Origin of the sequence: Vibrio sp. 1159 (assembly GCF_033340395.1) — a bacterium.
GTDB lineage: Bacteria > Pseudomonadota > Gammaproteobacteria > Enterobacterales > Vibrionaceae > Vibrio > Vibrio alginolyticus.
Window position 1 is genome coordinate 58,129 of the sequence record NZ_JAWOWL010000021.1, and the last position, 26,336, is coordinate 84,464.

The 26,336-nt window shown below is 45.2% G+C and carries 28 protein-coding genes; 19 read left to right on the top strand and 9 right to left on the bottom strand.

Going from position 1 to position 26,336, the window contains the following annotated elements:
• Positions 1–6: 6 nt before the first annotated feature.
• Genes fliP through R7127_RS16440 form a run of 3 tightly spaced genes read right to left on the bottom strand, consistent with a single transcriptional unit; the run spans position 7 to position 1,970 of the window.
• Positions 7–765: a flagellar type III secretion system pore protein FliP gene (gene fliP, locus R7127_RS16430; protein WP_005375037.1), complete on the bottom strand. Its 759-nt coding sequence runs from the start codon at positions 763–765 to the stop codon at positions 7–9.
• 18 nt (positions 766–783) lie between these two features.
• Positions 784–1,155: a flagellar motor switch protein FliN gene (gene fliN / locus R7127_RS16435; RefSeq protein WP_005375038.1), complete on the bottom strand. Its 372-nt coding sequence runs from the start codon at positions 1,153–1,155 to the stop codon at positions 784–786.
• Positions 1,152–1,970: a FliM/FliN family flagellar motor switch protein gene (locus R7127_RS16440; protein WP_064376381.1), complete on the bottom strand. Its 819-nt coding sequence runs from the start codon at positions 1,968–1,970 to the stop codon at positions 1,152–1,154. The genes fliN and R7127_RS16440 overlap by 4 nt, the downstream gene beginning before the upstream one ends.
• 379 nt (positions 1,971–2,349) lie before the next feature.
• Here R7127_RS16440 and R7127_RS16445 point away from each other — a divergent pair, with 379 nt between their 5' ends.
• The 8 genes from R7127_RS16445 to fliJ are packed head-to-tail and all read left to right on the top strand — an operon-like array spanning position 2,350 to position 10,373.
• Positions 2,350–3,369 (top strand): OmpA family protein, encoded by a 1,020-nt coding sequence (locus tag R7127_RS16445; RefSeq protein ID WP_064376382.1) that lies wholly within the window; start codon positions 2,350–2,352, stop codon positions 3,367–3,369.
• A complete protein-coding gene (locus R7127_RS16450; protein WP_318141982.1) occupies positions 3,369–4,700 on the top strand; it encodes a sigma-54 dependent transcriptional regulator in 1,332 nt (443 codons plus the stop codon). Before R7127_RS16445 ends, R7127_RS16450 begins: the two co-directional genes overlap by 1 nt.
• 15 nt (positions 4,701–4,715) lie before the next feature.
• Complete coding sequence (gene fliE / locus R7127_RS16455; protein ID WP_005375045.1) at positions 4,716–5,072, top strand: flagellar hook-basal body complex protein FliE; 357 nt, start codon at positions 4,716–4,718, stop codon at positions 5,070–5,072.
• A gap of 3 nt (positions 5,073–5,075) precedes the next feature.
• The gene (gene fliF, locus R7127_RS16460) at positions 5,076–6,827 is read left to right on the top strand and encodes a flagellar basal-body MS-ring/collar protein FliF (protein WP_005384024.1); all 1,752 of its coding nucleotides are present in this window, start codon (positions 5,076–5,078) and stop codon (positions 6,825–6,827) included.
• Positions 6,796–7,809: a flagellar motor switch protein FliG gene (locus tag R7127_RS16465; protein ID WP_318148463.1), complete on the top strand. Its 1,014-nt coding sequence runs from the start codon at positions 6,796–6,798 to the stop codon at positions 7,807–7,809. The genes fliF and R7127_RS16465 overlap by 32 nt, the downstream gene beginning before the upstream one ends.
• Before the next feature lie 4 nt (positions 7,810–7,813).
• Complete coding sequence (fliH, locus tag R7127_RS16470) at positions 7,814–8,569, top strand: flagellar assembly protein FliH (RefSeq protein ID WP_017820534.1); 756 nt, start codon at positions 7,814–7,816, stop codon at positions 8,567–8,569.
• On the top strand, positions 8,562–9,908 hold the full coding sequence (fliI, locus tag R7127_RS16475) for a flagellar protein export ATPase FliI (protein WP_005375057.1): 1,347 nt from the start codon (positions 8,562–8,564) through the stop codon (positions 9,906–9,908). The genes fliH and fliI overlap by 8 nt, the downstream gene beginning before the upstream one ends.
• 24 nt (positions 9,909–9,932) lie before the next feature.
• Entirely contained in the window at positions 9,933–10,373 is a 441-nt protein-coding gene (gene fliJ, locus R7127_RS16480; RefSeq protein WP_017820533.1) for a flagellar export protein FliJ, read from the top strand.
• 16 nt (positions 10,374–10,389) lie between these two features.
• Here the strand turns inward: fliJ and R7127_RS16485 are convergent, their stop codons facing one another.
• Together R7127_RS16485 and R7127_RS16490 are read right to left on the bottom strand one after the other, a co-directional pair.
• Positions 10,390–11,448, bottom strand: coding sequence for a S1 family peptidase (locus R7127_RS16485; RefSeq protein WP_025768593.1), 1,059 nt, complete (start codon positions 11,446–11,448; stop codon positions 10,390–10,392).
• Positions 11,449–11,521: 73 nt separating this feature from the next.
• Complete coding sequence (locus R7127_RS16490; protein ID WP_033906699.1) at positions 11,522–12,415, bottom strand: LysR substrate-binding domain-containing protein; 894 nt, start codon at positions 12,413–12,415, stop codon at positions 11,522–11,524.
• Positions 12,416–12,543: 128 nt separating this feature from the next.
• Here R7127_RS16490 and R7127_RS16495 point away from each other — a divergent pair, with 128 nt between their 5' ends.
• The 6 genes from R7127_RS16495 to R7127_RS16520 all read left to right on the top strand — a co-directional run bounded on the left by R7127_RS16495 (position 12,544) and on the right by R7127_RS16520 (position 17,828).
• Positions 12,544–13,467, top strand: a complete 924-nt coding sequence (locus tag R7127_RS16495; protein WP_033906700.1) for a DMT family transporter — start codon at positions 12,544–12,546, stop codon at positions 13,465–13,467.
• Between the two features lie 99 nt (positions 13,468–13,566).
• Positions 13,567–14,013, top strand: a complete 447-nt coding sequence (locus R7127_RS16500) for an SRPBCC family protein (RefSeq protein WP_005375065.1) — start codon at positions 13,567–13,569, stop codon at positions 14,011–14,013.
• An 83-nt stretch (positions 14,014–14,096) separates the two neighbouring features.
• Positions 14,097–14,849, top strand: coding sequence for a phosphatase (locus R7127_RS16505; protein ID WP_318148464.1), 753 nt, complete (start codon positions 14,097–14,099; stop codon positions 14,847–14,849).
• 156 nt (positions 14,850–15,005) lie between these two features.
• Entirely contained in the window at positions 15,006–15,395 is a 390-nt protein-coding gene (locus R7127_RS16510) for a cytochrome b562 (protein ID WP_005375067.1), read from the top strand.
• A gap of 218 nt (positions 15,396–15,613) precedes the next feature.
• The gene (locus R7127_RS16515) at positions 15,614–15,973 is read left to right on the top strand and encodes a hypothetical protein (RefSeq protein WP_080276971.1); all 360 of its coding nucleotides are present in this window, start codon (positions 15,614–15,616) and stop codon (positions 15,971–15,973) included.
• 415 nt (positions 15,974–16,388) lie between these two features.
• Entirely contained in the window at positions 16,389–17,828 is a 1,440-nt protein-coding gene (locus R7127_RS16520; protein WP_033906701.1) for a PepSY-associated TM helix domain-containing protein, read from the top strand.
• Between the two features lie 57 nt (positions 17,829–17,885).
• On the opposite strand, the gene R7127_RS16525 is transcribed toward R7127_RS16520, so the two are convergent.
• The 3 genes from R7127_RS16525 to R7127_RS16535 all read right to left on the bottom strand — a co-directional run bounded on the left by R7127_RS16525 (position 17,886) and on the right by R7127_RS16535 (position 19,780).
• Positions 17,886–18,269 (bottom strand): VOC family protein, encoded by a 384-nt coding sequence (locus R7127_RS16525; RefSeq protein ID WP_033906702.1) that lies wholly within the window; start codon positions 18,267–18,269, stop codon positions 17,886–17,888.
• 30 nt (positions 18,270–18,299) lie between these two features.
• Positions 18,300–19,229, bottom strand: a complete 930-nt coding sequence (locus R7127_RS16530) for a LysR family transcriptional regulator (protein WP_033906703.1) — start codon at positions 19,227–19,229, stop codon at positions 18,300–18,302.
• Positions 19,230–19,306: 77 nt separating this feature from the next.
• Positions 19,307–19,780 (bottom strand): hypothetical protein, encoded by a 474-nt coding sequence (locus tag R7127_RS16535; RefSeq protein WP_033906704.1) that lies wholly within the window; start codon positions 19,778–19,780, stop codon positions 19,307–19,309.
• A gap of 275 nt (positions 19,781–20,055) precedes the next feature.
• Here R7127_RS16535 and R7127_RS16540 point away from each other — a divergent pair, with 275 nt between their 5' ends.
• From R7127_RS16540 to R7127_RS16555, 4 genes are all read left to right on the top strand, one after another.
• On the top strand, positions 20,056–20,739 hold the full coding sequence (locus R7127_RS16540) for a spondin domain-containing protein (RefSeq protein ID WP_033906705.1): 684 nt from the start codon (positions 20,056–20,058) through the stop codon (positions 20,737–20,739).
• 9 nt (positions 20,740–20,748) lie between these two features.
• Positions 20,749–21,444 (top strand): spondin domain-containing protein, encoded by a 696-nt coding sequence (locus R7127_RS16545; protein WP_033906706.1) that lies wholly within the window; start codon positions 20,749–20,751, stop codon positions 21,442–21,444.
• Positions 21,445–21,590: 146 nt separating this feature from the next.
• The gene (locus R7127_RS16550; RefSeq protein ID WP_258668087.1) at positions 21,591–22,322 is read left to right on the top strand and encodes a response regulator transcription factor; all 732 of its coding nucleotides are present in this window, start codon (positions 21,591–21,593) and stop codon (positions 22,320–22,322) included.
• Positions 22,323–22,425: 103 nt separating this feature from the next.
• Entirely contained in the window at positions 22,426–23,799 is a 1,374-nt protein-coding gene (locus R7127_RS16555) for a sensor histidine kinase (protein ID WP_064354929.1), read from the top strand.
• Positions 23,800–23,826: 27 nt separating this feature from the next.
• Here the strand turns inward: R7127_RS16555 and R7127_RS16560 are convergent, their stop codons facing one another.
• Positions 23,827–24,342, bottom strand: a complete 516-nt coding sequence (locus tag R7127_RS16560) for a superoxide dismutase family protein (RefSeq protein WP_005375091.1) — start codon at positions 24,340–24,342, stop codon at positions 23,827–23,829.
• A 541-nt stretch (positions 24,343–24,883) separates the two neighbouring features.
• On the opposite strand from R7127_RS16560, the gene R7127_RS16565 reads away from it, so the two are divergent.
• Positions 24,884–26,293 carry an aminotransferase class V-fold PLP-dependent enzyme gene (locus R7127_RS16565; RefSeq protein WP_182038055.1) on the top strand — a complete coding sequence of 470 codons (1,410 nt, stop codon included), beginning with the start codon at positions 24,884–24,886 and terminating at the stop codon, positions 26,291–26,293.
• The last annotated feature ends 43 nt before the right edge of the window (positions 26,294–26,336 follow it).

Consider the following 26,336-nt stretch of genomic DNA (forward strand, 5'->3'; position numbering starts at 1 on the left):
TCCTAGTTAACCGAAGCTGGCAGATAAGGTGCCAACTGTCATTGCCCAACCATCCACGAGTACAAATACCACCAACTTAAAGGGAAGTGAGACAATTAAAGGTGATAGCATCATCATACCCATTGCCATCAGGACACTGGCGACAACCAAGTCGATGACCAAAAACGGGATGAAAAGCATAAAACCAATTTGGAAGGCGGTTTTCAGTTCACTAATGACAAATGCAGGCAAGACAACGGCAAATGAAATATCCTCAACGTTTTGGTCGAGAGGCTCATTGGCAATACGTAACATTTGTTCAAGGGAGCTTTGGTGCGTCTGTGCCAACATGAACTCTCTCACTGGTTTCTCTGCAACAGAAAAAGCCTGTATTAGCGTGATTTCGCCGTTGTCGTATGGCTGAAACGCATTTTCATAAATATCGCTCCAGACAGGGCGCATAATCAGTAACGTCAATGCGAGAGCGATCCCGACCAACACTCTGTTAGGTGGGCTTTGTTGAAGACCAAGAGCTTGGCGCAAAATCGCAAGGACAACGACAATTCGAGTAAAGCTCGTCGCCATCAAAATAAATGCTGGAAGAAAACTGAGCGCCGTCATCAACAACAGAATTTGCAGTTTAACGCTGTATTCTTGTTGTGTGTCGCCATCAGAAACGGACAAGATAGTTAAGCCGTTGTCAGCCGCCATTGTTGGGAAAGCAAACAAAAGTGACACCAATACCAAAAGAGGTAACCAACGGTGCCAAGCGCTCAGATTTTTCATTGTGATGCCTACCTAAGATTATTGACCAACGCCACTCAATGCAGAGTCATGTACATCGATCAGACGAAGTCCATACTTATCATTGACAACGACAACTTCAGCGTGGCCCATAAGAGAACCGTTTACTTTCACGTCTAAAGGCTCGCCATTGAGCTTTTCCAACTCGATAACCGTGCCTTCACCCGCTTTCATTAAGTCCCCAAGTGGGATCTCCTTACTCGCAACTTCCAGCGTGACTGTGACAGGAATGCTTTTGAAAAAGCTAAGGTCACGTTCCGCAGTGGCTGGTTCTTGTTGGAGCGTATCTTCGGCTTCAAAGTCTTCTAATTGAAAATCATCAAAGTTCAGTTCTTCTGCGTCGAATGCATTAGTTTCTAGCGCTTCGCTCATCGCTGCGGTTCCTTATCAGGGTTAAAGATCAAAACAAGTTGGCCGTCTTGCTCGGCAATACGACCTGTAAATAGAGATTGGTTGCCAATGCTTACTGGAACCGTGTTAAGAAGCTCAATAGGTAAAATATCGTTGGGTTGTAAGCCAACCACATCACTTAAAGGCATCTTCTTTTTACTTAGAACAACGTTCAGTCGAACGGGGGTCGCCTCTAAAGAACGACAGAAAGGTTGAAACAAATCGGTATCAGGTTGCAGTTCAAGCTGCTCGATCAGCGTTTGAATAAGATGACCATCTAGCTTGAGATGAATTGAGCCTTGATGATCGTCAAACGCAATGTTTAATTGAACGTTAATGCCAATACCTCTAGGGGTCTCATACTCACCCGTGTCCCACATTTCACCAGGAGCAAGCCAACCGATGATGATTCGACTGATGCGCTCTTGTAAACGTAAGTCACTGGCCGTCAGAGTAGCGGCTGAGCGCTCTGCACTTGCACCATAAAATCTATCAGCCAACTTTATGAGCGTGTGAGGGTTACCATGGATGAATACCATGCCGCCTTCCTGATGTTGATAGGTCGACGTTTGTTCTTTGTCCATCTCAACCGATGTAAAGCGGTGCAAGTCTACTGAGGTTAAGCTAGCTTCCACTTTTCCTGTGCTGAGCCAATTTTGTAATTCAGTCGTAAGGTTTGAGCAAGATTCTGAAATTAAATTATCGAGCTTCTCACGAATGATATGAATAGGTTTGCCTAATAATTCTACATCAAGTAGTTGACTATCAGAAATAGGCTCGCTAACTCTATTTTCCATTTATATTTTACCGTGCGTTAACAATCGAAAGTGTTTTAACTTAATGGCGTGTAGTCTACACAGAAATTTTAATGATCTTTTAGCTCCAAACTCTAAGATTGTGACTTTAGTTCACATGTTGCTTTGTTCATATAGTCATAATCTTTTAATGAAATTTAAAAAGAGTTAGTTTTCTTTATAAATCGCTTAATAAATAAAATAACAATGTTGAGCGTTTTAGTTGTTATAGATTTTTTAAATTGCCTTTATGGTGTAACAACAACTTCAAATAAATAAATTATAAGATACTGTTTTTTATGCTTAAAGCTTCCGTTGGAGGCTAAGCGTGCTCTCTTGAGCGTTTTGTAACCAATTTTAATATTCAGAATAGGTAATTAAAATGATTAGCTATGCCAGTTCTCTCGGCTTGGTGGCATATTTAATTAAACGGTTTAAGTCATGGGAATGTAAGATATACATGAATCATGTCCGTTTGATAATTTGTAACACAATTATTGTTATCAGTTTTATTTTTTCAAAAGTGTCATATTCAGAAGAAGTCTTAACAATCCCTATGGACCTCTCTAAATGGACATATGAGGGAAATAAATTCAAATGCAACTTGTTGCAATCAAATAAAGACTATGGGAAGTTTTATTTCCTAGCGGAACCTAATAATAAATTCTATTTTATTTCCGATATAGAATATGAAAACAATAAATGGAAAACGATTGCTTTAACAACTCAAAATGCTCCTTGGAGTAATGAGCTTTATAGAAAAGAATTTGGTTCTCTTGAATTTACTAAGCCGTCTCAGCGTTTCATCTTTAATAAAGGCGCTGAAGAATTCATGGATTCAATTGCTTCGGGTAGTTGGGTGACGCTGTCACTTAAAGGAAGTAATGCTTCCTCTGTTTCAGAGATTGTGATTCCTACTCTTCAAACTCAAAACGCATTGAAATCATTTAATGCGTGTCGCGCGCGATTGCCTAAATTGTCTTTTTCAGAGGCAAGGGATATGGCGCTCTCATTTGAGTTTGGTCAGAAGACGTTAAGTCGTGGACAGAAAGCAACACTAGAAGCGCTGTATAGCTATGTATCTGTGGATGATCGAGTGACCAAAATCCTCATCGACGGTCACACCGATAACGTTGGTTCAAGTTTAACGAACCTTTCTGTGTCACGTACTCGAGCAGAGCAAGTCACCAACGCTTTGATTGAGCTTGGGGTCGACGAGTCGATGATCGAAACACGAGCTCATGGTTCGCGTTACCCAATTGCCAGCAATAACTCGGTTAATGGCCAAGCAAAAAACCGACGTGTCACCCTGCGTTTAGTGAGGGACAACGAGTATACGGCTACGAAACACCACCCAGATCTACAATCACAAAATCAACAAACGAAAGTTAAGGTTCAATGATGACGAAAACGAAAATTTTGTTGGTTGAGCCAAATGAAGCTCTTGCTCAACCAGTATTGGATGTGTTGCAAAATGCAGGTTACACCGCGAAACACACTCGTACTGGTCGAGGCGCTTTGCTTGAAGAGCGAGCAGAAATCACTTTAGTGAGCTCTACGCTGCCGGATATGTGTGTTCGTGAGTTTGTCGCGTGTCACCAAAAGCAGCGAAATTCGGGTGTTGTTATTGCGATTGTCGACCAAGAACAAGGCATCTTGGCTGCTGAGACGATGAAAGCGGGCGCTACTGATTATCTATTACGCCCATTTGAATCTAATCAGTTGGTTAATCTGCTTAAACGTGTTGAAGCGTTAGGTAAGCCAATGGCCAACATTGTTGCGGAGTCTTGGAGAAGCAAACAAGTTCTGCAATTAGCGCATCGTGCAGCATGTACTAACGCGAGTGTGCTTATTACAGGTGAATCGGGAACGGGTAAAGAAGTGCTGGCGCGATATGTGCATGAGCACTCTCCGCGTATCAATGGTCCATTTGTGGCGGTTAACTGCGCCGCCATTCCAGAGTCAATGTTAGAGGCTGTGCTATTCGGTCATGTAAAAGGCGCGTTCACCGGAGCGACAAATTCTCAAAGCGGTAAGTTTGAAGAAGCAAATGGCGGGACGATTCTGCTTGACGAGATTGGTGAAATGTCACCTGCGGTTCAAGCTAAATTGTTACGCGTCCTTCAAGAGCGTGAAGTAGAACGTGTTGGTAGCCATAAAGCCGTTCAGCTCGATATTCGTGTTATTGCGGCAACCAACAAAGACTTACGTGAGGAAGTTCAAAAAGGCACGTTCTGTGAAGATCTTTATTATCGATTAGATGTGCTGCCTCTGCACTGGCCGCCTTTGCGTGAAAGAAAAGAGGACATTCTACCGATTAGCCAATTCTTTATTGAAAAGTATCAAGATAGCAGCCGCTGTCACTTATCCCAAGATGCGATTAGTGCGCTGAGTCAGTATCACTGGCCGGGCAATATTCGTGAGTTGGAAAATGTCATTCAACGCGCTTTGGTCATGCGTCATGGTGATTACATTACAGCCCATGACCTGATGCTGCCTATTGAGCTTGTCGCGTCAGTTCCTACAGCAGAGCCAACTTCAAGTTTTGGTCATGTAGAAGCGAAGAAGCAAGCTGAATATCAGTTTATTTTGGAAAAGTTACGTCAGTTTGGTGGAAACCGAACGAAAACCGCAAACGCGCTTGGAGTCTCTACTCGAGCGCTACGCTACAAGCTCGCAGCAATGCGAGAACATGGTATTGATTTACAGTCGGCACTAGGCTCGGCTGCCTAATAGGAGAAAAAATAGATGGCAAGTCAACCTACTCATGCGGTCTCGGCAGAGCAACTTATGTTGTCAAAAATGCAGGCGATGCAGGCACAAGTGCAGCCGCCAGAGTTTATCGTGAGTGCAAATCCTTTAGATCAACAATCACTAAACGCACCTTTATCGTTCTCACAAGCGATGACAAATGTGTTGGATACAGTGAATCAACATCAATCAGTGGCTAGTCAAAAAATGACGGCCGTAGAAACAGGAAAAAGTGATGACCTAGTTGGTGCAATGGTCGCGAGCCAAAAAGCCAGCTTGTCCTTTAATGCTTTGATGCAAGTGCGCAACAAAGTCGTGACCTCATTTGAAGATATTATGAAGATGCCGGTGTAATTCATGTCAGAACTAACCCCCCAAGTCGCCGGAAACACAGCTATGGCTACCGGCACAGCACAGACATTTTCTACTGCCAACGGCATGGACGATGTGACAACGAAGCTGAAGCAAATCTGGTCTAGCAGTCAGAGAAACTTAGTGCTATCTGCGGTGTTAGCTGCGATTGTTGCAGCGATTATTGTGGTTGCACTATGGAGTTCCTCGCAGAGCTTTCGTCCGCTCTATAGCCAGCAAGAGCGTTTTGATATCGGCGAAATTGTGTCGGTATTAGAAAGCGAAGGCGTAAGCTACCGCATGCAAGAGCAAAATGGACAAGTTCTTGTACCAGAAGGTGAGGTTGCGAAGGTGCGCATGTTGCTTGCATCAAAAGGTGTTAAAGCTAAGCTGCCGACAGGTTTGGATTCGCTCAAGGAAGATAGCTCTCTTGGTACGAGCCAATTTATGGAAACAGCGCGTTATCGTCATGGTTTAGAAGGTGAGTTAGTACGTACTATCATGTCTTTGAACTCAGTAGCGAACGCGCGTGTTCATTTAGCAATACCTCGTCAAACTCTATTCGTCCGCCAAAACAGTGAGAATCCTTCAGCATCTGTCATGCTTGAGCTCAAACCTGGTGAAGACTTAAAGCCTGAACAAGTTGAAGCGATCATTAACCTAGTGGTCGGTAGTGTCACGGCAATGAAGCCAGAATTTGTTTCTGTCATTGACCAGTATGGCCGTCTTCTTAGTGCGGATGTCGCTTCTGCGGAAGCCGGCAAAGTAAACGCGAAATATCTTGAATACCAGAAGAGTGTTGAAAAACAGATCATCCAACGCGCAGCAGATATGCTTACGCCGATTGTGGGGCCGAGTAACTTCCGCGTACAAGTCGCTGCCGATCTGGACTTTAGCCAAGTTGAAGAAACACAAGAAATTTTGGATAACGCGCCGGTTGTGCGTAATGAGCACACCATTCATAACAACTCGGTTGATCAAATTGCATTGGGTGTTCCTGGTTCTCTAAGTAACCAACCGCCAGTGACAGGATCTGGTGAAGTGGAAACGAACGATAGCCAAAACACGAATGCGCGATCTGAAGTGAATCGTCAATATGCTGTAGGTAGTAGTGTTCGTCGTACTCAATACCAACAAGGCCAAATAGAAAAGCTTAGTGTCTCGGTTCTGTTGAACTCCAAAGCTTCGCCAGATGGTGTGGCGTGGAGTGAAGCCGATAAAGAGCAAATCTCAAACATGATCATGGATGCTGTTGGTATCTCTGCCACACGAGGTGACAGCTTAAGTTTAATGAGTTTCAACTTCACCCCAATCGAAATTGATGCTCCTCCTGCACTGCCGTGGTGGCAAGACCCTACAGTACAGCAGCCAATACGCTACGTTATTGGTGGCTTGTTAGGCTTGGCGATGATCTTCTTCGTACTGCGTCCATTAATCATGCACCTAACTGGCGTTGATAAACCTGTGCCTGAGCTAAATTTTGCTGAGCCTCAGGAAGAACCTGACTACGAAAACTTGCAAACGCGTGAAGAGCGCGAGCATGAAGAAGTACTTGACCGCCGCCTATCTGAAAAAGGCATCTCAGCCTCTTCAGGTTTAGATGTAAACAGCGACATGCTACCACCAGCAGGTTCGCCATTAGAAATTCAATTGAAACACCTACAGCTTATTGCTAATGAAGAGCCAGAGCGCGTAGCCGAAATACTGAAACAATGGGTAAACATCAATGAACACAGTTCTATCAAAGCAGACGCTTAGTTATGTTGAACAAACCGCGCTCGTGCTATTAGGCATGGGCGAGGATGCCGCAGCGAATGTTTTGCAACACTTTAGCCGTGATGAAACCCAGCGTGTGACTCGTGCAATGGCGAAGTTAAATGGCATTAAGAGCGATTCTGCTCGTGGTGTTATTCAAACTTTCTTTGAAGATTTCCGTGAGCACAGCGGTATTCGAGGAGCCTCTAAGGAATACCTATCTAATACATTGCGTAAAGCATTGGGTAACGATTTGGCAAAAGGGTTATTAAATACCTTATATGGCGATGAAATTCGCAACAATATGCAGCGCTTACAGTGGGTGGAAGCAGAAACTCTCGCTCGTTTCATTGTGAACGAGCACCCACAAATGCAAGCAATTTTTCTAGCGTATTTGCCAGCAGACAGCTCTTCAGCGGTATTGAAGCACTTGCCACAAGATTACCATGACGAAATCTTGTTCCGTATTGCTCAATTGCAAGATATCGATCATCAAGTTGCCGTTGATTTGCATGAACTCGTTGAGCGTTGCATCGAAAAAGTATCCGCAAGTCAAAGCACGCCGTTATCAGGTGTTAAGCAAGCAGCAGATATCATTAACCGCTTTGAAGGTGACCGTGGTTCATTGATGGAAATGCTGAAGTTGCATGATGAAGATGTTGTTAATGCAATTGAAGAAAACATGTTCGACTTTATGGTTCTTGGCCGACAACGCGAAGAAACTATGGACATGTTGGTGCAGCAAATCCCGCTAGAGTTGTGGGCAGTTGCGCTAAAAGGTTCCGATATTACCTTACAACAAGCTATTAAGCGTTCAATGCCGCAACGTATGGTGAAAGCGCTAGAAGATGGCATGGACGCACGCGGTGCTGTTGCGTTAAGTCGAGTTCAAAAAGCACGTCAAGACATCATGCAAATGGTACGTGAGCTGGATGAATCTGGTGAAGTTCAGCTGCTTCTCTATGAAGAGCCAACGGTGGAGTAAGGTCATGCTAGAGACAAAATCAAGTACTATGCGATTGCCTCCGAACGGGTATCGTTTACACCGTTTTCCGCCTTTAGCGCAACCTAAGACTATCGAAGACGAATTCGGGCTAGATAACCAAGGCTGGCAAGAACCTCAAATTGATATCCAACAGCAACTTGAAGAAGGTTTTCAACAAGGTTTGCAACAAGGACATGAGGAAGGCTTACGCCAAGGTATCGAACAGGGCAAGCAACAAGGTCTGTTGGAAGGTCAAAAAGAAGGTTTCCAAAAAGGCTTTGTTTCCGGTGAGCAGTCTGGAAAGCAAGGCTTTTTGGAGGCGGCGAAGCCTGTCAATGAACTTTTTCACGCCCTTTCTCGTTGGCAAGATGAAAAAGAACAGCAACAACGCCATATGATTTGTGAACTGGTACAAAAGGTAGCTCAGCAAGTGATTCGTGCCGAGCTCACTTTAATGCCTCAGCAGATCCTAGCTTTGGTGGACGAGACATTGTCTGCCATGCCTGGTAAAGCGGAAACAGTAACTGTGCATTTAAATCCGCAAGATTTAGAGCGCATTACTCACATCAATGCTGATTTGCCGCAATCTTGGAAACTGGTCCCTAATACGGAGCTTCCTATTGGTGGCTGTCAGTTAGTGACTGATGACGCAGAAGCGGATGCGAGCTGCGACTCTCGTTTGGAAGCCTGTATGGACAATGTAAAGCAACACCTTTTGGATGAAGTCAGTATTCCACAGGTAGAGTCTGAGCATGAGTAATACCCTAAGCCATGAACTATTAAGTGAGCGTTTGAGCGAAGCCTTGGCTTCGCTCGATTCAATCCCTGTTGCTCGCGTAACAGGGCGATTGATAAAAGTAAACGGCTTAATGTTACAAGCCGTAGGGTGTCGGTTTAAGCTTGAGCAGCGTTGTCTCGTAGAAACCGCGGAAGGCGATATGATCGAAGCGCAAGTTGTGGGCTTTGAACACACCATTGCTTACCTCATGCCTATCCGCCGTTTAGGCGGTTTGTTTGCAGGTGCAAAAGTCATCCCTCTTGATGGTGACAGTACCGTGCAGCTAAGCTCTCAGTGGTTAGGACGCGTACTGAATGGTTTAGGTGAGCCGTTAGATGATGGGGCACCGCTTAAGGGGGGAGATCGAGTTTCACTTGAACCAAAACCGATTAACCCACTGAAGCGACGCCCAGTTGATACACCACTCAACGTAGGCGTGCGAGCGATTAATGGACTATTGACGGTAGGCAAAGGCCAACGTATTGGTTTGATGGCTGGCAGTGGCGTCGGTAAAAGTGTGTTAATGGGGATGATCACCAAAAACACGGAGGCCGATGTAATTGTGGTCGGGCTTATCGGTGAGCGAGGCAGAGAAGTACGTGAGTTCATCGAGAGAAACTTAACCCCAGAAGCGCGCAAGAAAGCGATCATTATCGCGGCTCCTGCTGATGAATCCCCGCTAATGAGGTTAAGAGCGACATTACTTTGTCATCGCGTTTCAGAGTATTTCCGAGACCAAGGCAAAGACGTTCTACTTCTGATGGACTCTCTAACCCGATACGCCATGGCACAGCGCGAAATCGCTCTTTCGCTCGGTGAGCCTCCAGCTTCTCGTGGTTATCCGCCCTCAGTCTTCAGCGTGTTACCTCAACTCTTAGAGCGAGCGGGTAACAGTGAAAATCAACATGGTAGCTTAACGGCAATTTACACCGTATTGGCAGAAGGGGACGACCAACAAGATCCTGTCGTGGATTCCGCGCGCGCCATCTTAGATGGGCATGTCGTTTTATCGCGTCAACTGGCTGAGCAAGGGCATTATCCCGCGATAGATATCAACGCGTCTATTAGCCGTTGTATGAATACTTGTACGCAGGACGCACACAGCACGATTGCGAATAACTTCCGTCAAATGTACTCCAACTACCTTCAGGTTAAAGAGTTACTGCCATTAGGGGGTTATCAACCAGGACAAGATCCTGAGTTAGATCAATCTGTTGCTATGTATCCAAATTTGCGTGCATATCTACAACAAGCTGCCAACGAGTCTGTAGATTACCCAACCAGTTTGACCGAGCTCGCGCAGCTTTTTCAAAGTGCTTAATCAAATGGGAGTGACAAGGCTGAAATGAAATCCAAGTTAAAAGCCGTAGGCAAGTTACAGCAAATGGAAGAAAAACAGCGTGACCGTGTGGGTCAACAACTTGATGCCATGCGTCAGCGTCACTCCCATCTTTCAATGCAATTGGAACAGTTGTCGGCGTTGAAAGGCCACGCTGGACAATCAACCCGAACCGGCCCGACGCTGACGAGCGCGGCTTTGATGAACTTTAATCGTGTTGACCAAATGCTACAAAGAATGCTTCGTCACCACGAGCAAGAGCAAGCCGTTATGCAAGCGGAATGTGCATCTGTACAGAAAACGCTAGAACACAAGCACGCACGCGTTCAAGGGTTAGAAAAAGTGCTTGATCGTTGGCGTACTAAGCAGAACTATGAAAAAGCGAAAAAAGAGCAAAAGATGATTGAAGACATCATTAACTCTCGCGTTAAGCGTAAGATATTATGATGTCTTGTTGACGCTACTAGGAGCGCGAATAATTTCTGCGGTGTCTTAGCCAACCAAACCAGCCTCCAAGCATGATCAACCCTGATCCGAGAGCACCGCCGCCACTGCTGCCGTTGTTACCAAAGCCAGATGTGTTGGTATCGACAGGCTCAAAGCCAGAGTCCCCTTCGCTATGATAATCTTCCGAACTTGCTAAGAGGGCGTTATAACTGGTTTTTACACCTGAGCTGGTTTGGGTCTCAATCCATGTTGCATAGTTCAAAATCTCGGTAAACACACTTGGAATCGCAGCGGATTCGCAAACTGAAGAACCGTAGCTCACAATGCCAATTTGCTGATACATGCCATTATTGTCTTGATAGGTGAGAGGACCGCCTGAGTCACCACGACAGATACCAGTGTAGCTTCGTTCAGGAAATCCATTCGCACATAAACTTTCCTGAGCGTTAAACCCTGTTACCAACGAAGCGCATTGGGTGTCGGTAAGGGGTTTTACTTCTGCCCAGCGTAAATAGTTAGGGGGGCTTTCATCATTGGTTGAGGTCTGACCTAAACCGAATATCTGATAAACTGACTTGCTGCTGTAGTCTCCAAAGTCTTGCGGTAAAGTGATGGATTGGACGTTATCGGTGATAGGTCTAGTCAATTCAAGGACAGCGATGTCATTAATCCATAAATCGCTAGGCACATAATCAGGATGAATCGTGATAGAGCGAACATCTTTGAATTCTTCAACAAACACGTCATTCATCGTAGGGTTTTTGACTAACACTCGTAGGTCGTTGATTGTCCAGCCGTCAGTAAAAACGCTTGGTTCTACGCAGTGAGCCGCAGTTAAAATGAAGCGGTCGTTTACAATGGTTCCCCCACAAATATTGGCAAACTGATTAGCGCCAGTTTTATGTAGAATAAGACGTGCAAAAAAAGGAAGTTGGTTTTGGGTAGCCTGCTGACCCCCAATAATTGCCGTGGAGATCCCTTGTTCTGAAAGGCGGTTATCATTTTCTACTTCAGCGGTCGTACTCAAAGATACTGCAAAACAGAGTGCGCTTAGCCATATTTGATACTGCTTCATAAACCATCCTTGGATGAAAAGTGCTCTTCTAACTTTATACTAGTTTTTCAGTGAATGTGCTTAACAAAAGTTTCTAATAGTTGAATGATTGTTGTAGCCAAGATCGCAACAGATGAAACGATTCAAGCTTTAGCTTGTGTGGCGGGCATACAAAGTAAAGCTGTTGATGAGGATTAATGACGGGTTCACCCAGCTCGATTAGCTGACCATATTTGATGTCATCCTTCACAAACAAGCGATGAGTGACCAATAACCCCAAACGACGAGTTGTGGCCTGGACGGCTTGTATCGACATGTTAAAAGTGATTGGTTTTTTATTTTTAGGTCGCTGGATACCCGTCGCGTCCAGCCACACGTTCCAGTCATTTTTCCGTCGTTCGTTAGTAACTTCAATGATGGGATACTGCTTTAAGAGTTGAGTGATGTTTGAGTCCTTGGTCTTCGCTATCAATTCAGGACTGCACACCAAAACCAGTTCATCTTCACTGAGCTTTTCGCAGTAGTAATCCTGCCATTCTTCGGGATTTCCATGCACCAAGGCCGCGTCGATACCTTCTTGTTCTAAATTGAATCTGCCAGACAGGTTTGATAAACGAACGTCTAATTGAGGAGCAAACCCTTGTAAATCTGACATTCGAGGAATCCACCAGTGAAGAGCCAATGAATTCACCATATTGAGCGTAACACGCTGCAAGTTCTGATCTTGGATGAGTGCTTCCGTTGCATCGACAATTTGCTCTAAAGCGGGTGCCACCTTCCTGTAATACTTTTTACCGTCCGCGTTGAGTTGAACTTGTCTGCCTATGCGATCAAATAGAGGCTTGTTGACTTGACTCTCCAGCGATTTAATTGCCTGACTTACGGCTGAGTGGCTCACACTTAATATCTGTGCTGCTTCTGTCATGCTGCCAGACTCAGCTACTGCAACAAATGCGTAGATGGACTTTAAGGGGACTAGTTTCCGCATAATTTAAAAACCGTAGCTGGTGATAGATAAGTTAAACTGTAAGTTTTTCTTACATCAATGGTTAATATTACTCGCTATTTACTATAAGTGATGTCTTTTAAAATGCTCCATATATTAAGGAGTATTGAATGAATGCTGTAAACAAATCTATCCTTTTCATGTTAATGTCTACGTTAAGCTTATCTGTTACTGGACTGTTAGCAAAGCAGTTGTCAGGCGAACTTTCCGTCACACTATTTAGCTTCTTACGTTTTTTGGTGCCTGCGCTTATCTTGCTTATCTTACTTCGTGTGAAAAACCTTACCTTTCCTAAAGCGGGCACGCTAAAGCCTATTTTATTGCGTGCTCTTTGTATCGGTTTGTCACAACTTTGCTTTATCGCGTCATTACAAACGTTAACGCTCGTTGAGGGGGTCGTTTTGTTTGCTACTGGCCCATTATTTATTCCCTTGGTTGAAAAGCTGTTCATGAGGGGGCGCATTCGTGTTTCAACATTGGCGGCTTTAGCAATGGCGTTCACTGGTGTGGTTATGTTGGCGGGCGGCGGAAGTGAGATCACATGGCGAGCGGATTTATTGCTCGGCTTGGCTGGTGGACTCTTCAATTCTGGTTCTCAGCTTACGTTATATAAAGTGAGTAAAACAAATATGTCGCCGCTAGAAATCAACTTTTGGGCGTTTGGTTTTGCTGCCGTATTTCTGTTGCCGCTAACTTTGTTTAACGACTTCGACGTGTTACTTAATATGAGTGTTATGGCGCCTGAGATTTCTTCAAATACGCTGTGGATCGGTATGATGTCTCTGATGATCATTAACACCCAAGTTTTTCGCTCCAAAGCATATAAACTGGCAAGCAGTGGCTCTCAACTTGCACCACTCATTTTTACTAACTTATTGTTCACTGCGGTTTGGCAGAGCCTGTTTTTTGAAGACCGAATGAGTCAAAGTCAAATTGTTGGGATGAGTTTAATAGTGCTCGCAATCATACTGAACACATGTTGGGTTCGCTTTAAGGCGCATCGCAGTGGCGGTTTACAAGCGAGAACTTCTTAGTCTGTCGGAAAATGAAGGGGGCAGGTAGATAAATTGGTCGTGTGGTTTGATTTTTCCTGAGTATGGGCTAGCGTCAAGAAAGGTTCAGGGAGAGAAATCATGCTTACGCTAAATTATTACGTCGAAATTTCGGCGACACCGCAACGAGTGTGGGAAGTGCTAACCGATGTTGAGTTGTATAAACGTTGGGCGCAAGCCTTTTCACCGCAGTCTCAATTTGAAGGAGCTTGGGAAGAAGGAGGTGGCATCACTTTTTTTGATCCAGATATGGGCGGGACAAGGGCGATCATAGATACGGTGCTACCCCTTCAAAAACTTGAATTTCATCATGTTGCCATTTTTAATCCGGATAATCGTCAACAACTCGATGCTGACCTAGCATCTAGGTGGATCGGATCGCGAGAGATCTACCAGATCGATACCAACAACGATCGTTTACTACTCAATGTTACCATTCATACTCACAATGACTTTGTTTCCATGTTTAATCACGGATGGGAAAAAGCCTTACCCTTGATAAAAGCCATTAGTGAAGAGCAAGCTTAGGGTTCTTGCTTATCTTGGGCTGACGATGCGTTGCCTGAAGGTATACAATAGCACGCAAGATAGCGCACCTAAGAGAGTGGATGATGGAATTTAAAGTTGATACCCATACACATACGTACGCCAGTGGTCACGCGTACAGTACCTTGATTGAAAATGCAAAGTTGGCAAAAGAGAACGGGCTGGATATGTTCTCCACGACCGATCACGCAGAATCAATGCCGGGTGCGCCTCATTACTGGTTCTTCTCTAACCAGAAAATTCTGCCTCGCTTTCTTGAAGGCGTTGCGATTATTCGTGGCGTTGAATCTAACATTATGAATACCGAAGGCGACATTGATATTCCACTGAGTGTGGACCGCAACTTAGATTGGGTGATCGCGAGTTTTCATGAACCCGTTTTTCGTCCTGCAAACAAGCAAACTCACACGGAAGCACTTGTTAATGTCATTCAGAGTGGTCGTATTGATGCGCTCGGTCATCTTGGTAATCCAAATTTCGACTTTGATTTTCAGACCGTTTTAGCGTGCGCGAAAGAGCACAATGTCGCGATTGAAATTAATAACACCACGCTGAAAGGCAACAGCCGAGTAGGCAGCGTAGACCGTTGCCACGAGATTGCACAAATCGGGAAAGATCTCGGTGTTTTCTTCACCACGGGCAGTGACGCGCACTTCTGTCACGATGTTGGTAATCTGGAGTTGGTTGGAGAGTTAATGGACAAAGTGGGTATTGATAGCAAGAAAGTGATTACTCACACCGCTCAGCAGTTTTTGTCTTTCTTAGCTTTGAGAGGCCGTAAACCAATTGCAGAATATGACAGCCTTCTCAACGCATAAACTTGATTACATTTAAGGTATGCACCCGACGCCAGATTGCTTTACACTGCGACCCGGAAATACTCAACTAAGCTAGTTTTTCGCCTTTTATGGCGTAGGTTATTTGGGTGAATAAAGCCGACACAGAATTCGGCACTATAAATGGAGAAGTGAAAAATGTTACGTCCTTTAGTCCTAGGGTGTGCGATTGCGTTTGGCTCAACATACGCAATGGCAGAAGCGGTTGATTTAAAACAAAACATGAAACAGATGAAGATGGAATTCAAACAGGCGGCAGAAGCATCTGATGTCGAAACCATGAAATCTGCGATTGATAGCTTGCAAGCGATTGTTGAACAATCTAAGCGTGGTAATTACCCACCAGAGAAGTTTGATACTTACTTAGAAGGCTTTAACAAGCTGACGGTAACGCTAGATAAGATTGAAGCGGATCTTGATGCGGGCAAGCTACAAGAAGCAAAAGACCAACTGCGTGAAATCGATAGCCTTCGTGAAGAGTACCACGACAAGCGCAATCCAAGCATTTGGAGCAAGTTGTTCGGCTAATTATCTACTGAGCGGAGCATTTGCTCGTGGCAGTGGATTACGCGTTATCTCTAAGTAATGAATGAACACATTATCAGCCTGCCATTTCGGCGGGCTTTTTTGCGCCTGTCAATCGATGCATTCAAGAAAACCTGTGAGGTAGCAACCACTTATTGATCCTGTTTTTGAGCTACCACTCAGAATTGGTTACGCTGTGTGAAATTTGTTAAGTCACCGTTATGCGTAGATTAATTCCTTTTTACCGCTCGATGTTATTTGCTAGTGCTCTCAGTTGGGTGCTAGTGACGCTGATGCCTGTTATCAATGCTCATGGTAACAGCATGGGCGTGTGGGCGACGCTATGTACGCTTAACGGATTTGAGTTGGTCCAAATAGAAGAGGGCGACAATTCGGTCAGCCACAAAGGCAAGCCTTGTCCGTTTAGCCACTTCTCGACTTTTCATCACGATACACTTCCAACGACACCGATACTTTCAAGACAGAGCTTGGTGACTTCTGACAGCTACGCTTATTTGGCTCTAAGTGTGCGATTTGAAACACCAGTTCCTAGAGCGCCGCCAGTTTCCCTTTTCTCATAACAAAAACAATTACACGATACCCAAGTAACCTCGAGATGCTTGGTTCAGCGAGAATGACTTGGTTTGTAGACGCGGCGGCGATTTAAAGGTCTAGTGGGTCTAAATCAAGATATCGACAACAAAGTATACAAGCCAAGGCAACTCGCCCTTCGGGAGCGTGTCATTGCTCCGATTGTTGCTTCAAACAACTTGGAAAGAGTTGTCTATTACACAGCGTTGTTTTCTTTGCACTCGAATCAATGACAACGCTCTGAATCCAGCATCTTGAAGTCACTTGGGTATATAGTCAGCAACACTGCCACTTCGAGCAGTGGTACTCCCAAATCTAAGTCAAATAACGCCGCATACGAATGCGTATGTGTAGGATGCGTTTGACTGAATTTGGGTGTTCAACAATGAAAAAAGGAAAATACACATGTTGAGAAACTCGGCAAAGCCTCAACTCAAGGAAGCCTCACGCGCAAAATCCATCTACTTTATGACGTGGCGATGGCACTTCTACGCAGGTTTGTTCGTCATTCCATTTATGCTGATGCTTTCCCTCACGGGATTGGTGATGTTGTTTGATGACGAAATCGAACTGGCTCGATACGAAGCGACATTACAAGTTTTACCACAAGAGCACATGGTTCCTGTCTCTGCACAATTAGAAACCGTAAAGCAGGCGTATCCCGATTTTAATGTCACTCAATTTGTACCTGCTAAAACGGCCGATATTGCCAACCGATTCTCGATTCAAAACCAAGAAGGCAGCTCGTTGATTGTTGCAGTAAATCCTTATACAGGAGACGTACAGGGCACCATTAATCGTGGTGACAGCATCTATGAACTGATGAACAGCATTCACGGCACCTTGCTCATCGGCGACCTAGGCGACCGTTTAATTGAAATCGCCGCAAGTCTGGGGATTTTACTGTTGGTGTCTGGTTTGTACCTTTGGTTACCTAGAGACAACGCCAGCCGCGCCGGCTTTTTGAAAATTCGCCTTAACAATGGCCCTCGAATTTTGATGCGTGACCTGCATGCGAATTTAGGTGGCGTGCTGTCGATTGTTCTGTTGTTCTTTTTGATTTCAGGTTTGTCGTGGGCAGGGATCTGGGGGGCGAAAATGGTGCAAGCTTGGAATACCTTCCCAACCTATTACACATGGGGTGAGAAACCGGAATCCACGCTGACACATAAAGATCTTAACCATGGTGCATCAGAAGAGATGCCATGGAACTTAGAGCTTGCTGCTGTGCCAGAGTCGAAAGATAAGCCCGCTCATGATCATGCCAATATGAAGGAAGAGACGGCATACGCAGGCAACCATGATGCGCTCTCCATTGATGATATCATCCTCAAGGCTGAAATGTTGGGCTTCACTGGCTATAAGCTGTTTTTGCCACGCTCTGAGACGGGCGTTTACACCGTTGCAGCTAACTCTATGGGCGGCGATATTTCCGACCCAAGACAAGATCGCACCAGCCACTTTGACCAGTATTCCGGTCGCTTGTTGGTGGATGTAACGTGGCAAGATTACAGCCTATTTGCCAAGTTCATGGCGGCAGGTGTGTCATTGCATCAAGGTGATGTGAGTATATTGAACAAAGTACTCAACGTAGTGTTCTGTTTGGCGTTCATCTTAATCTCAATCACAGGTGTGGTGATGTGGTGGATTCGTAGACCAAGTCGCAGTGCCGCATTGGGCGCGCCACCTAAGTTTCAACAAGACAGTATTTGGAAGCTTGGCTTAGTAACGTTAGTGATATTGTGTCTCGCGTTCCCGATGGGCGGTTTGGCAATTGTTACGGTTCTCGCACTGGATTGGCTGTTGTTCAACCGCGTTGAGAAACTGAAAACGGCGTTGAATTAGTAACAGACAAAGAATGGAATAATAAAAGAGCCTGCGAAGTCGAAGTGCTGGCTCTTTTTATTTCTGGTAAATCTCCAGTGGCAAGCCATCTGGGTCTTGGAAGAAGGTAAAGGCTTTGCCCGTGAACTCGTCAATCCGAATTGGCTCAACTTCAACGTCATTCGATTCGAGGTAGGCTTTTGCTTGCTCAACATCATCAACCAAAAACGCGAGGTGTCTCAACCCTTGTGCTTCGGGAAAGCTTGGTCTTTTAGGTGCGCCCGGAAAGCTAAACAGCTCAACTTGGCTACCGTCAGGTAAAGCGAGATCAAGCTTGTAGGAGTCTCTGGCTTCACGATAGTTTTCAGCAATGACTTTCAATCCCAACACTTCAGTGTAAAAGCGTTTTGACCTTGGGTAATCGCTGCAAATGATCGCGACGTGATGGATGGCATTAAACATGGTTAGCCTCTTCAAACATGGCTCGTATCCTCAAGCATGGTTAGTGTCCTCGGAGACTAAATGCTCCTTAACGAAGTCGATAAACACGCGCAGACGAGCAGGCATGTATTTGGTTTGTGCATACTGCATCGCGATAGCGCCATGGTAGTTACTCTTGATCATCCAATCCGGCAGAACCTCCACCACTTCTCCTTGCTCTAACGCGTCTTTGATCACGAAGTCATGGAAGATCCCAATTCCCAAGCCGGACTTAACTCCGTTCAAGCGCATTTGAGAATGGTTGACGGCGTAGCGTCCACTTACGGCAATGGAGTGGAACGCTTCTTCTTTAAAGAATGACCAGATGTTGTCTTTGTCGTTCTCGGCAAGGTAAATACAATCGTGCTGCTCAAGCTCGGTTGGGTGCTCAGGCATACCATGTTTGGCTAGGTAATCTGGAGAGGCACATAAAACGAGATTGGTCTTGCTGATCTCTTTGAGTACCAGATTCTCATCGGGTTTGTCGGTGAGCTTGAATGCGACATCAATGCCTTGGCGGAACAGATCGATCTCACCATCTGCTGCACGCAGCTTAAGCTGTATGTTTGGATAACGTTCTAGGAATGGCAACACAAACGGTTGAAGCACCGAATTAAGAAATGCTTCAGGGGCTGCTACTGTGAGTGCGCCTGTTGGCTCAGCATGATCTTCCGCAGATAGCTCAACGGCTTGCTGCGCGGCATTCACCATTGCGATGCTTTGGTCGTAAACCTTTTGCCCAGCTTGAGTGATGATCAACTTACGAGTCGTGCGCTCAAACAGTTTGACCGAGAGGGCTTGTTCCAACCGTGTGATCAACTTACTTAAAGCCGATGGCGTTACGCCGAGTTGTTTAGCAGCAGCGGTAAAACTGCCTTCGTTTACCACCAAGATAAACGAAGCAAGATCAGGAAGTAGGGCAATGAGTTTTGGATTAACCATAATTGTTCAGTTCTGCGCAGCGGAATAACGATATTGTCTGGTACGGTTTCACGAGGTTCAAGTGTCACCGTCTCGCTTTAACGATATTTTGCCAAAAATGCATTGAGTGCAGGCAAGCCAGATTCACCAGTATGGTATTGCTGCCAACAGTGATAAATGGCCGTTTCGTGGTCTGCAATTAACTCGATAGCTTCTCGCTCAGCGATTGAATACTGCTGTGAAGCGTTCACTTCTTCATGCCACTCTCGATACTTGACCTCATAAGGTTCTACCCATTTCAGAAGAGTCGCCACCAACTCTTGCCATGGTAAACCAATCCACTTAGTTGCATCTGCCAAGCCTTTATCCAGCATCTCTTGGTGTCGACTTTCGATATCCATGCCATTTGTTAGCAGTACAGGTTTGAGCTTTTCTGCGGTTAGCTCTTCCACTTCAATCAAGGTTTGCCACAGTGTTTGTTGTTCACTTTGGGTGTAATGGCTCAAGTAGTGGTTGAAAAAAGCGATGCCGTAGATTTCGCCATAGTAGGCAGACAGAACGTTATGAATCATTGTGAGAATCGTGATTTAAACAGAGAATACCGCATTGTAGGAGGGGAAAGCGCGAAGTGTAAATACAAAAAGTGCTGTTGACAGAATTCGAACAGAACTTGTGAGAATTTTATGAGAATTCGATGAAGTTGCTGATAGATTTGCTCGTCATTCTTAGAGGCAAGAACGCAAAACGTTCGAAACGTAATGCTTAACCTACTCAAGTCACGAACAAAGAAGTAAAGCCGTACAGATGGGCTTGGGTAGTTCAACCCTCATTTAAGGATGGAATCACAATGAAAAAACGTACCCAACTCGGACTCGTCATGACTTCAGTCGCTATGGCACTAGGCTCTGCATCAGTGAATGCGGCGGAATTGGAAATCACCGTGACAAACGCAACCAAAGGCATCTACTTTACGCCTCTTATTGTTGCCGCACATGGTTCTGATCTTCAAATGTTCAGAACGGGTCAAGCAGCAACGCCAGAACTAGAAGCAATGGCAGAAGGCGGTGATATCTCTGGTCTTGCTAGTGTGATTGGTAACGCTGGTGGTGCTGTGGTTGAGAACCCTGCTGGTGGCATTTTGAATCCGGGTGTTGCAACCACCTTCACCTTGGACAGTGGCGACCACGGTTATCTTTCTCTGAGCGCGATGTTGTTGCCAACCAATGATGGTTTCGTCGGTCTGGATAGTTGGAAGATTCCAACGGAAGCGGGTACATACCGAGCAACGCTAAGAAGTTACGATGCCGGTACAGAAGCGAACGATGAACTTGCGTCTAGCATGCCAAACCCACCTTTCATTACCTTTGGTACTGGCGGCACAGGCGTTGAAGCAACGGTAACTAACGACAAAGTTCACGTGCATCCGGGTAACCTTGGTGATAGCGATCCAGCCGGCGGCATCAGTGACCTAGACAGCAGCAGCCATCGTTGGTTAAACCCAGTTGCAACCATCACAATCGTTGTGAAGTAAGGGGGATGTATGAAATACAGAATCTTACTAGTTGCAGCTTCAGTCGGCTTGCTTGCCGGTTGTCCAAGCGATGATGATAACGATGTAGTGAAATCGTACCGCTACACCGTCAACGTGGCGAACTTGACTGCGAATCAACCTATGTCTCCGCTCGCGGTACTCACTCACAATGGTGACTACCAACTGTTTGAAATTGGACAAGCCGCATCTGTTGAACTTGAGCATCTTGCCGAAGGCGGGAGTAACGCTGAGCTGATTGAGTTGATGAACAGCAATGACAGTGTTTACCAAGGTATTTCGGGTAATGGATTGGTGTTGCCGGGTGCATCGGACGAAGTCACCATCACGGTTGACCCTAGTCGTTACGGTTACTTGTCTGTTGCGTCTATGTTTGTGAATACCAATGATGCCTTTGTTGGCGAAACGGGGCTATCGCTCAAATCGCTCGCAGTGGGTGAAAGCTATGAAATGAGCATGAACGTTTGGGATTCTGGCACGGAACTGAACGATGAACTTGCCGCAACCATTCCAGGCCCAGCAGGTGGCGGTGAGGGTTTCAATGCCGCACGTAATGACAGCAATGACATTGTTGCTTTTCATGCGGGTGTTGTTAGCCAAGATGACGGATTAGTAAACTCAGCACTTTCTGCGAACCATCGTTTCCTGAACCCAGGTGCGAAAGTCACCATCACTCGAGTCGAGTAACACAGGCTCCGATGACGTCTCCTTTCCAAAGCGCTTGTAGCCGAGCGCTTTATCCCTCATGGCGTCATCGGAACCTTTTTTGAAAGAATTTCTAATTTGTTCCGGTCATGTGCAAAGTGAGGATACTCGAAGGCAAGGAAAGGACCATGGAACAACAGGCAATCAATTTAGTCGCGAACATCTTGTTGGTGGAAGATGACGATGATTTGGCAGAACTGGTTCAGATGCATCTCAAGTTTCAAGGACACCAAGTGTCGCGAGCCACAAATGTCGCCGATGCTAAAGCGCAATACCAGCAACAACCCTTTGATTTATTGATCCTTGACCGAGGTTTACCAGATGGTGATGGCCTAGACATCTGCCATTATTTGCGTCAGCAACAAGATTGGAGCCCAGTGCTCATGCTGACAGCCAGAGACGGTGAAATGGACAAGGTTGACGGTTTAGAAGCGGGCGTTGATGACTACATCACTAAGCCATTTAGCGTATTAGAATTCCAAGCACGAGTGCGAAACGTGCTGCGCAGAGTCAGCCAAACCGCAGAAGCCAAAGTAGCGAATGGAGTCCTCGACGATGCGATGGACTTTGGTCCGCTGAGAATTATTCCGGAGTTGCACCAAGTATCCCTAAACGACAAAGATGTCACTCTTACCGCGACAGAGTTTACTTTGCTGCAGTTTCTCGCGACTCGTCCGGGCAGAGTCTACAGTAAAGATGAATTGCTCGATCACGTTTGGAACACTAGCCATTCTGGTTATCACCACACTGTGTGTAGCACCATAAACCGTTTACGCAGCAAGTTGTCGTTGTCTGATTCTGATCACCACTTCATTCAAACTGTTTGGGGTGTTGGGTATAAGTTTCAACCAAGACACTAATGCAAGAAAGTAAGTCAAGACAGTAAGTCGGCAGTTGTTTTCACCGTCATTTTTCAATCATCACGGGTGTTTCAGAAACATCGCTGTTTAAGGAGGCGATAGGATGAGCTTCAAATCTCGCTTAGTGGTATTTACTAGCTTGTGGTTTTGCCTCGCGGCGGTGGTGATTGCACTGACTTACAATTGGCAAAAAGAAACCATTGAGTTACGCACTAAGCAAAGCCTACATAAAGAGCTAGCCAGCCACATGCGTGATGATAATCCGCTGATGATCGGGACGGATTACAACCCTAAAGCGCTCAAGTCGATTTTTCACACGCTCATGCTGATCGGCCCTGACTTTGAAATCTACTTCCTCGATAGCCAAGGCAATATCACCACCCATGCAGCACCAGAAGGAGCGGAGATCATGGGAGCGGTGGATCTCAATCCCATTAAGCAATTCTTAAATGACCAGCCTTTTCCTATTTTGGGTGAAGACCCACGTAATCGTGGTGAACACAAAGTCTTTTCTGTCGCAGCGATAGAGGAATTAGGCTCTACGGTCGGTTATCTCTATGTGGTGATTGGTAGTACCCGACATGACGCCATTGCCAATGCTCAAGTCGATACTCCTTACATCGCGCTGGCAGGATTGGTCTTAGTGTCCATTTTAGGCTTTGCTCTTGGAGCTTATGTACTGGTCAAACGTAGCCTATTGAACCCAATTGAGCGCGTGACCAAACAACTTCAACAGCAAGCTGAACATGATTTCCGCCTGCAACCTGATTTTACTCACCAAGTGCCGGAGCTCGTGCCGATTGCGCACTCTTATCAGATGATGGCGAAGCACATTCAGCAACAGTTTTTACAGTTGGAGTATCAATCGTCTCATCGTCGTCAAAGCTTGTTGCAGCTTAGTCACGATTTAAAAACGCCGTTATCGAGCGTGCTGGGTTATTTGGAAACATGGCGTTTGCAACATCCGGAATCCGATCCTTTGATTGACGTCGCTTTCCGAAATTGTGAGAAGCTCTCAACTCAATTGCATTCTTTGTTAGACGCCGCGCGCAAAGAAGCTCCAATGCCAAACTACGAGTACCGCCCCGTAGATCTTGGCGCGTTGATGGCAGAATGTGCCGAAACGATGCAGAGCCAGTTTTCTCGTAAAGAAGTGGTGTTGAAAGTGGATATCGATAGCGAAATCCAAACCGTGGGTGACAAGGGGCTATTGGAGCGGTTGGTATTGAACCTGCTTGAAAATGCATTGCGCCACAGCCCAATCGGCTCGGAAGTGCATTGCCAAGCACATTTGAGTGAGGATAAGTCGCGTATCCACTTTACCTTCGTCAATCACATCGAGGAAGAAGCGGAGGGCGGTTCTTTGGGGATCGGGACGAAGATTGTTCAATCGATCTTAATGCTTCACCACAGCTACCTTGAGACCAATGCAACATCCTCTCAATATCAACAGAAGTTCACACTTCTCGCAATCTAAAGAGAAGTGTGAGACATAAGTTAATGTTTATTCAATAACACCACATACGACGCGAGCGCCGCCACCACCTAGCTTACTTGGGTGATCGGAGTGATTGTCACCACCTGCATGGATCATTAACGCTCGACCTTTTAAATCCGATAATTTTAGGCGAGGCGCGACAACGGGCTGATTGGCATTGCCGTCCATGTCCACATAGAGTGGAGGTAAGTCGCCTAAATGATTGTCATCGGTCCAAGGATAGCCATGCTTCCCTGTGTTGTTAGGATCATAATGGCCACCTGCTGCGCCGCCTAATACGGTTTTGTCATCCTTTTCTATGCTATCGCAAGATGGATTAGTGTGAACATGGAAACCGTGCACACCTGCTGACAAACCTGATAATTGAGGCGTAAAAACAACGCCATAATCACTTTGTGAAATCTCAATGGTACCAGCGCTCTCATTGGTGTTGAGAGCAGTCATTTCTACCGTTTTTGCTAGCGCGTTAGGGGCGGCGACAAGAGCGGATGCAACTGAAATGCATAGCAATCCTTTTAACATGGGACCTCCTTCTTTTAGGGTGTACGCTCAAGCACATATTAGTGAAAACCTGTTTTACTTATGTCTGTTGAGCGGTGAGTTTATGTCATAGAGTGATGTGTATCACTTTATGGTCTTAAACTGATATCTCGATCCGAAATCAGCTTTCTTTTATTTAGTCTTAACATGTTGAGATCGTTAAGATATAAAAAGAATAGACGCCAATCTTAAAATAGCCTGAATATTTTTAAATTAACGCAAAGTTAAATTTTTAATGACTTTATAACAAAGCTCATAATTGTTTTATAAAGAATTTGGTGGAATTGTCCGCAATAAAGAATAATCAAATTAACGAATATATTAATGTGAACATTGTTGTTTATAGATTTGTGGTCAAACTGTTGCTTATATCATCAAATAAGATAAAAAATTGGAACTAAAGTCACTTAATGGCAGAGGAAAAAATTAAACTCTGATTGTAATGGGTAATAATGTTTTAGTAACAGATAGTTACGCACTTAAAATTAATAATATGGCTAATTTCCGACAAGGATTGAAAAAGATGAAAGACAAGGAATCTATTCAGACTAATAGCAGCCGCCGTAATTTTCTGAAAGGCGCAACAGGAGCTGTTGTTGCTGGTGTGAGTGCTTCCGCTTTCTCAGGCGTAGCTCAAGCACGAGAACAGAAAATTGATTGGAGCAGCCGCGGGCTAGGTAGAAAACATGATAAGCGCTTCTGGCGTAAAGTGCGAAGACAGTTCGTTTTGGACAAACGAACCACTTACATGAACATTGGTACAACAGGTTCAATGCCAAAACATGTTCTTGAAGATTACGAGCATAACAACAAGCTAGTGGCTAAATATCCTTGGGATATGAAAGGCAAATTTGGCTCTTGGCCGTATATTTCTGAGATGGTTAAAGACGTCGCACCAGGTTTTGGTGCTAACCCAGAAGAGATCATTCTCAGCCGCAACACTACTGATGGCTTATGCTCGATCATTAATGGCTTACACTTTGAACCAGGTGATGTGATTCTAACGACACACCATGAACATATTGCTGCAACATCACCTATGAACGTAGCGAAACATCGTTTTGGTGTGGATGTGGTAGAAATTCAACTACCAGTATTTACTGGTACCGAAAACGTTTCTGAGCAAGATTACATTCAAGCGTTCCGAGACGCGCTTGATGCGAATCAAAACGTTCGCCTAATTGTTTTCTCTCATATCACATACAAAACAGGAACCGCGCTACCAGCAAAAGCCATTTGTGCTTTAGCAAAAGAGTATGGTGTACCTACTCTTGTTGATGGCGCGCATACGGTCGGTATGTTTGACCTTGATTTCCACGATATGGATTGTGATTTCTATGCAGGATCTGGTCATAAGTGGCAGTGTGGTCCGGGCGCGACGGGTATTCTGTATGTTCGTGATAACGGTAACCGGTTGAATGAGTATTGGAGTGACCGAGAGAACCCGTTATGGTTGATCAACTCCTCACTTTCTCATGCTGATTACCTGGGTAAACAGCTGCAAATGCAATACATTGGTAACGATAACTATCCTGCGAAACAAGCACTAGTTGATAGTTGCAAAATGTGGGATGAGATTGGTCGAGACCGTATCGAAGAGCGAGTTGTAAGCCTTGGTAGTTTATGTAAAACCTTGCTTCAAGAGTACTTACCACAAGCCAAAATGTATTCACCAAACGTGGAAGGCTTAACCAGTGGCTTAACGACGGTTAACCCGTTCTCCGATGTAACTAATGAAGAGATACTGACGGAATTCCGAGATCGTTTACGTGAAGAGTATGGTTACATCATCCGTACGACTAGCTTTAAGCTGCATAAGGATGATGACTTTGATACTTACGCGCTGCGTATCTCTACGCATTTGTTCCATGACGAACAAGATGTGGAAGGGCTCGTAGTGGCGATGACGAATTTGTATTACTCGTCGTTCTAACATCGTTGTTTATCACTCAAGCGCCCATTATTGGGCGCTTTGT

Excerpts from the sequence above, each read along its gene's own strand:
- R7127_RS16490 (WP_033906699.1), bottom strand. The coding sequence starts at position 12,415 with ATGCGGAAACTAGTCCCCTTAAAGTCCATCTACGCATTTGTTGCAGTA.
- R7127_RS16535 (WP_033906704.1), bottom strand. The coding sequence starts at position 19,780 with ATGATTCATAACGTTCTGTCTGCCTACTATGGCGAAATCTACGGCATC.
- fliN (WP_005375038.1), bottom strand. The coding sequence starts at position 1,155 with ATGAGCGAAGCGCTAGAAACTAATGCATTCGACGCAGAAGAACTGAAC.
- R7127_RS16530 (WP_033906703.1), bottom strand. The coding sequence starts at position 19,229 with ATGGTTAATCCAAAACTCATTGCCCTACTTCCTGATCTTGCTTCGTTT.
- R7127_RS16495 (WP_033906700.1), top strand. The coding sequence starts at position 12,544 with ATGAATGCTGTAAACAAATCTATCCTTTTCATGTTAATGTCTACGTTA.
- fliJ (WP_017820533.1), top strand. The coding sequence starts at position 9,933 with ATGAAATCCAAGTTAAAAGCCGTAGGCAAGTTACAGCAAATGGAAGAA.
- R7127_RS16505 (WP_318148464.1), top strand. The coding sequence starts at position 14,097 with ATGGAATTTAAAGTTGATACCCATACACATACGTACGCCAGTGGTCAC.
- R7127_RS16550 (WP_258668087.1), top strand. The coding sequence starts at position 21,591 with ATGGAACAACAGGCAATCAATTTAGTCGCGAACATCTTGTTGGTGGAA.
- R7127_RS16510 (WP_005375067.1), top strand. The coding sequence starts at position 15,006 with ATGTTACGTCCTTTAGTCCTAGGGTGTGCGATTGCGTTTGGCTCAACA.
- R7127_RS16445 (WP_064376382.1), top strand. The coding sequence starts at position 2,350 with ATGATTAGCTATGCCAGTTCTCTCGGCTTGGTGGCATATTTAATTAAA.
- R7127_RS16565 (WP_182038055.1), top strand. The coding sequence starts at position 24,884 with ATGAAAGACAAGGAATCTATTCAGACTAATAGCAGCCGCCGTAATTTT.
- R7127_RS16520 (WP_033906701.1), top strand. The coding sequence starts at position 16,389 with ATGTTGAGAAACTCGGCAAAGCCTCAACTCAAGGAAGCCTCACGCGCA.
- R7127_RS16560 (WP_005375091.1), bottom strand. The coding sequence starts at position 24,342 with ATGTTAAAAGGATTGCTATGCATTTCAGTTGCATCCGCTCTTGTCGCC.
- R7127_RS16525 (WP_033906702.1), bottom strand. The coding sequence starts at position 18,269 with ATGTTTAATGCCATCCATCACGTCGCGATCATTTGCAGCGATTACCCA.
- R7127_RS16545 (WP_033906706.1), top strand. The coding sequence starts at position 20,749 with ATGAAATACAGAATCTTACTAGTTGCAGCTTCAGTCGGCTTGCTTGCC.
- fliH (WP_017820534.1), top strand. The coding sequence starts at position 7,814 with ATGCTAGAGACAAAATCAAGTACTATGCGATTGCCTCCGAACGGGTAT.
- fliP (WP_005375037.1), bottom strand. The coding sequence starts at position 765 with ATGAAAAATCTGAGCGCTTGGCACCGTTGGTTACCTCTTTTGGTATTG.
- R7127_RS16555 (WP_064354929.1), top strand. The coding sequence starts at position 22,426 with ATGAGCTTCAAATCTCGCTTAGTGGTATTTACTAGCTTGTGGTTTTGC.
- R7127_RS16465 (WP_318148463.1), top strand. The coding sequence starts at position 6,796 with ATGAACACAGTTCTATCAAAGCAGACGCTTAGTTATGTTGAACAAACC.
- fliF (WP_005384024.1), top strand. The coding sequence starts at position 5,076 with ATGTCAGAACTAACCCCCCAAGTCGCCGGAAACACAGCTATGGCTACC.
- R7127_RS16485 (WP_025768593.1), bottom strand. The coding sequence starts at position 11,448 with ATGAAGCAGTATCAAATATGGCTAAGCGCACTCTGTTTTGCAGTATCT.
- R7127_RS16440 (WP_064376381.1), bottom strand. The coding sequence starts at position 1,970 with ATGGAAAATAGAGTTAGCGAGCCTATTTCTGATAGTCAACTACTTGAT.
- R7127_RS16500 (WP_005375065.1), top strand. The coding sequence starts at position 13,567 with ATGCTTACGCTAAATTATTACGTCGAAATTTCGGCGACACCGCAACGA.
- R7127_RS16515 (WP_080276971.1), top strand. The coding sequence starts at position 15,614 with ATGCGTAGATTAATTCCTTTTTACCGCTCGATGTTATTTGCTAGTGCT.
- fliE (WP_005375045.1), top strand. The coding sequence starts at position 4,716 with ATGGCAAGTCAACCTACTCATGCGGTCTCGGCAGAGCAACTTATGTTG.
- R7127_RS16450 (WP_318141982.1), top strand. The coding sequence starts at position 3,369 with ATGACGAAAACGAAAATTTTGTTGGTTGAGCCAAATGAAGCTCTTGCT.
- R7127_RS16540 (WP_033906705.1), top strand. The coding sequence starts at position 20,056 with ATGAAAAAACGTACCCAACTCGGACTCGTCATGACTTCAGTCGCTATG.
- fliI (WP_005375057.1), top strand. The coding sequence starts at position 8,562 with ATGAGTAATACCCTAAGCCATGAACTATTAAGTGAGCGTTTGAGCGAA.